Genomic DNA, 3,334 nt, shown 5'->3' on the forward strand with positions numbered 1-3,334 from the left:
CCGAAGCCGAGGCCAACTTCTATGCCGCTCTGGAAACCGAGCCCATGGCCGCGTAACTAACCGAAATCAGCCTCCGGCAAACCCGGCGCGGTTCAGGCTCACCGAGCAATTCGACACGGGCGACGATTTGCCGAAGCTGAACGCCTCGCTTTGGGTCAACTCCAACGTGGTGCGAATTGATGCTGCCTCGGCTTAAAACATGGGCCGGGGGGTGGTCTTCAATTTCGACCCTTAAGAGGGGACCGGCGCGGGGAACCTTGCGCAACATTTTCAGGAAATAGGAGTTTTCGCCGTGGCGATTGTGGATCTGGGTCAACTCAAGGCTCACTTGAACATCACGGATCTTCTCGGAGACGAGGATGATGCGCTGTTGAGTGACAAGCTCGATGCTGCTCAGGGCCATATCGAACGGCCTGTCGGCTACAAGATCGACTCCCGGTTCGGCGGTGCGGATCAGGAGCCGGTGCCGCCCTCGCTGGCGCAAGCGGTGCTGATGCTGGCGGCCTGGTGGTACGACCAGCGGGAGTCCGCCGTCGTCGGATCCGGCGCGACCCTTGAGGTGAAATTCATCACCTCGGCCGACTGGTTCACAGACGACCTATTCACGGCATAGGAGGCCGACAGATGGCAAGCGATAGCGAACGGCTTGTGGTGCTCCTTGAGGCCCGGATCGCCTCGTAGAAGGCCGACCCGTCCGGGCTGACCTTGAAGCTGAAATCGTCGCTGCCCAGAAGGCCGATCAGCGCCCGGGCCGAAAAGCCGGTCTTGAAGGCGAAGGCAGCGTCGTTCCCGACCGCGGCCTTGTTGACGGTCGCCTCGATCCCGGCGCCCGCATTGTTCAGAAGCACCGCGGGGGTGTTTACCGACAGCCGGTTGTAACTGTCGGCGGTCGCCCCGCCGAGGCCCAGAAGCTGGGAGGTCAGGTTCGCCTGGGGCATGCCGACCTGCGTCACGGCATTGGCGAAGGTGACGGTCGGTGTGTTGACCACCATCGTCCCATTCGCGCCTGAGGTCGCGGGGCCGATGTTGACGACCGTCGTCGACCCCGATGCGCCGCCAGTGCCGAGGTTCACGGTCTTGGTGAGGCCGGTCGTCGTCGCCCCGGTGCCCATGCCGTAGGTCACGGTGCCCGTCGCCGTACCGGTCCGCCTGCCTGCGGGCATGGTCGAAGACGCCATCGTCACCGAGGTCCGGCGCATTCTTCAGACCCCCGAGGTGGTTACGCGGGTGCTGGCCGCGCTGAAACGCGATCAGGTGTCCGAGGCCGAGGCCATCGCGGCGCTGCATGATTTCAACACGCTATGGGCGCAGCTGTTTCCGCTCGAACAGGCGCGGATCATCCAGCTGCTGGTCCGTCGCGTCACCGTCACCGCCGTCGGGCTCGAGGTCGACATCCGGCGCGAGGGCGTCGCGGGGGTGATCCGAGAGATGATCGCCCCACGCGACATGGAGGCCGCCGAATGACCCGAGGCAATGACACCATCCGCGTGCTGATACCCCTGAAGTTGCGCAAGAAGAACGGGCGGCCCAAGATCATGCCGCCTGCGGACTATAGCCCGAGCGAGGATCAGACGCAGGACCCGCACATCCTGCGCGCCATCGGCCGGGCATGGGGCTGGCGGCGGCGCATGGAGGCAGGCGAGTTCGCCACGATCCAGGAACTGTCCGAGGCCGTCGGCTTGGCCGAACGCCACGTCAGCCGCCAGCTGCGCCTCGCCTATCTGGCGCCCGAGGTGCTCAAACGCCTGACCTGCGGGCGCGAGGCGTCGGCGGTCAGCCTCTATGACCTGTGCTTTCTGGCGGGGGAGACATGGCAGGAGCAGGCTGAGCGGGTGTTCGGGCGCGCTTAGAAACGTGACCAGGAATTTGACGCCGTCCCGCACTCAGTGGCGCTGGAACATGGCTGTCCAAGCATGTATTTCATGAGAAAGGTAGCGACTGACCGTGGGCATGCCCAAATTCTGATATTTTCTAGGCTATTGGAAAGCTGATTTCGAATGCGCGTGGACGTCCCCTACGATTTGTCGCCGGTTAGCCTCGCGGGGTTCGCCTGCATGCTCCGAGATCTTCCAGACGCAGCCGAATACGAGTTCCACTTTGGCGGCGAGCGTTGGTTCCCTCCGTTTTCGATGCTGCTCCTTTCTGCTCTGCTTCGCCAGTTCCGAGGCAATCGACCAGAAGCTCGTCGACGAGCACGGGATCATGAAAATCACTCATACGCAGCGCATTTCGGCTTCTTCCGATCTTTTGGTCTCCAACATGGGAATGCTCCCGGTGAGGCACCTGGAAGTTCTAGGTATGTTCCGATCAGCGAGCTTGATGTCGCAGAGATTCGCCAAGAGGCATTCGACTCCTTTCAGGAAGTAGGAGACGTAATTGAGGGGAAAGCCGCCAAGCTTGCTGGGCTACTTACGCGCCATCAACAGGGAGAATTACAGGATACCCTTACATATTCCATCCGCGAGATCATGCGAAATGTCGTCGAGCACAGTGGTTCTGAAAAGATTTACATTTGCGCTCAATATTGGCCCCAACGCCATGAAGTGGAAGTTGGAATTGTCGATGACGGCATCGGCATCCATAGGGCTCTCACCGGGAACCCAGCCTTCGATGGCTTGACGGAACCGGAAGCCCTTCAGATGGCCTTGATGCCCGGAATCTCCGGGAATCCTCACGCCGGGCGGGGTAACGACCAATGGAACAATTCTGGCTACGGCCTCTATATGACCAGCCGCATCTGCAGGAACGGTGGAAGTTTCCTGTTATGTTCGGGCGGAACCGGAATTGAGCTAAGCCAAGAAGGGAAGCATACATTCGCTTCGGATTTCCAAGGGACTGCAATCAGGCTAGTGATCGACACAGCCAATTTAAGTGCATTGCGGGAACGTCTCCAACAGTTTGCGGCGCAAGGACGAGTTGCAGCCGCTCAGATCGCCGGCGCAAACGTCAACGTTGCTTCTACTGCATCTCAGATGCTTACCCGAGATTTCCGGCAAGAATAGGCATCTATAGAGCCGTAAGGCGTTGTAATCTTGTGAAGGCGATCAAGCGGCGCAAAGGAGCTGCTTGGGGAGTCAATGAAAACTCGCCTGAAAGGACGTCGCGGTCAGCGAGACATGCGCGTCCAGCGGCGGGTGCAGCTCAAACGCTTTCGGCTCGCGCGCGAAGTTCCAGAGCCGGAACAGGGACCATTCCGAGCGCCGCTCCTCGGCCACGGCCAGCTCGTTGCGGCTGATGTGGTTCAGCCTGAACAACGCGATCAGGCGGCCGCGTGACTGTAGCCGCGAGCGCGCTCCTGCCGGATCATCGCCAGAACGAGGGTAATGACGGCGGC

The 3,334-nt window shown here is 60.9% G+C and carries 4 protein-coding genes and 2 pseudogenes; 4 read left to right on the top strand and 2 right to left on the bottom strand.

Going from position 1 to position 3,334, the window contains the following annotated elements; all coding sequences use genetic code 11:
* Positions 1–292 precede the first annotated feature (292 nt).
* Positions 293–613: a head-tail connector protein gene (locus CRO07_RS18075; protein WP_097032005.1), complete on the top strand. Its 321-nt coding sequence runs from the start codon at positions 293–295 to the stop codon at positions 611–613.
* 37 nt (positions 614–650) lie between these two features.
* On the opposite strand, the pseudogene CRO07_RS18080 reads toward CRO07_RS18075, so the two are convergent.
* Positions 651–1,145 (bottom strand): annotated as a pseudogene (locus tag CRO07_RS18080) (DUF2793 domain-containing protein); the annotation flags it as partial.
* Positions 1,146–1,161: 16 nt separating this feature from the next.
* Between CRO07_RS18080 and CRO07_RS18085 the strand changes: the two are divergent.
* The 3 genes from CRO07_RS18085 to CRO07_RS18565 all read left to right on the top strand — a co-directional run bounded on the left by CRO07_RS18085 (position 1,162) and on the right by CRO07_RS18565 (position 3,002).
* Positions 1,162–1,464: a hypothetical protein gene (locus CRO07_RS18085; protein ID WP_097032006.1), complete on the top strand. Its 303-nt coding sequence runs from the start codon at positions 1,162–1,164 to the stop codon at positions 1,462–1,464.
* Complete coding sequence (locus CRO07_RS18090; protein ID WP_097032007.1) at positions 1,461–1,850, top strand: hypothetical protein; 390 nt, start codon at positions 1,461–1,463, stop codon at positions 1,848–1,850. The genes CRO07_RS18085 and CRO07_RS18090 overlap by 4 nt, the downstream gene beginning before the upstream one ends.
* 147 nt (positions 1,851–1,997) lie before the next feature.
* Complete coding sequence (locus tag CRO07_RS18565; RefSeq protein WP_141400114.1) at positions 1,998–3,002, top strand: ATP-binding protein; 1,005 nt, start codon at positions 1,998–2,000, stop codon at positions 3,000–3,002.
* A 72-nt stretch (positions 3,003–3,074) separates the two neighbouring features.
* Here CRO07_RS18565 and CRO07_RS19595 read toward each other — a convergent pair.
* Positions 3,075–3,239, bottom strand: a pseudogene (locus CRO07_RS19595) (DUF3883 domain-containing protein); the annotation flags it as partial.
* Positions 3,240–3,334: the final 95 nt, after the last annotated feature.

The organism is Cereibacter ovatus, from assembly GCF_900207575.1.
Lineage (GTDB): Bacteria > Pseudomonadota > Alphaproteobacteria > Rhodobacterales > Rhodobacteraceae > Cereibacter_A > Cereibacter_A ovatus.

What these genes read in the sequence shown, in the direction of transcription:
- CRO07_RS18085 (WP_097032006.1), top strand. Translation starts at nt 1,162, where the DNA reads ATGGTCGAAGACGCCATCGTCACCGAGGTCCGGCGCATTCTTCAGACC.
- CRO07_RS18090 (WP_097032007.1), top strand. Translation starts at nt 1,461, where the DNA reads ATGACCCGAGGCAATGACACCATCCGCGTGCTGATACCCCTGAAGTTG.
- CRO07_RS18565 (WP_141400114.1), top strand. Translation starts at nt 1,998, where the DNA reads ATGCGCGTGGACGTCCCCTACGATTTGTCGCCGGTTAGCCTCGCGGGG.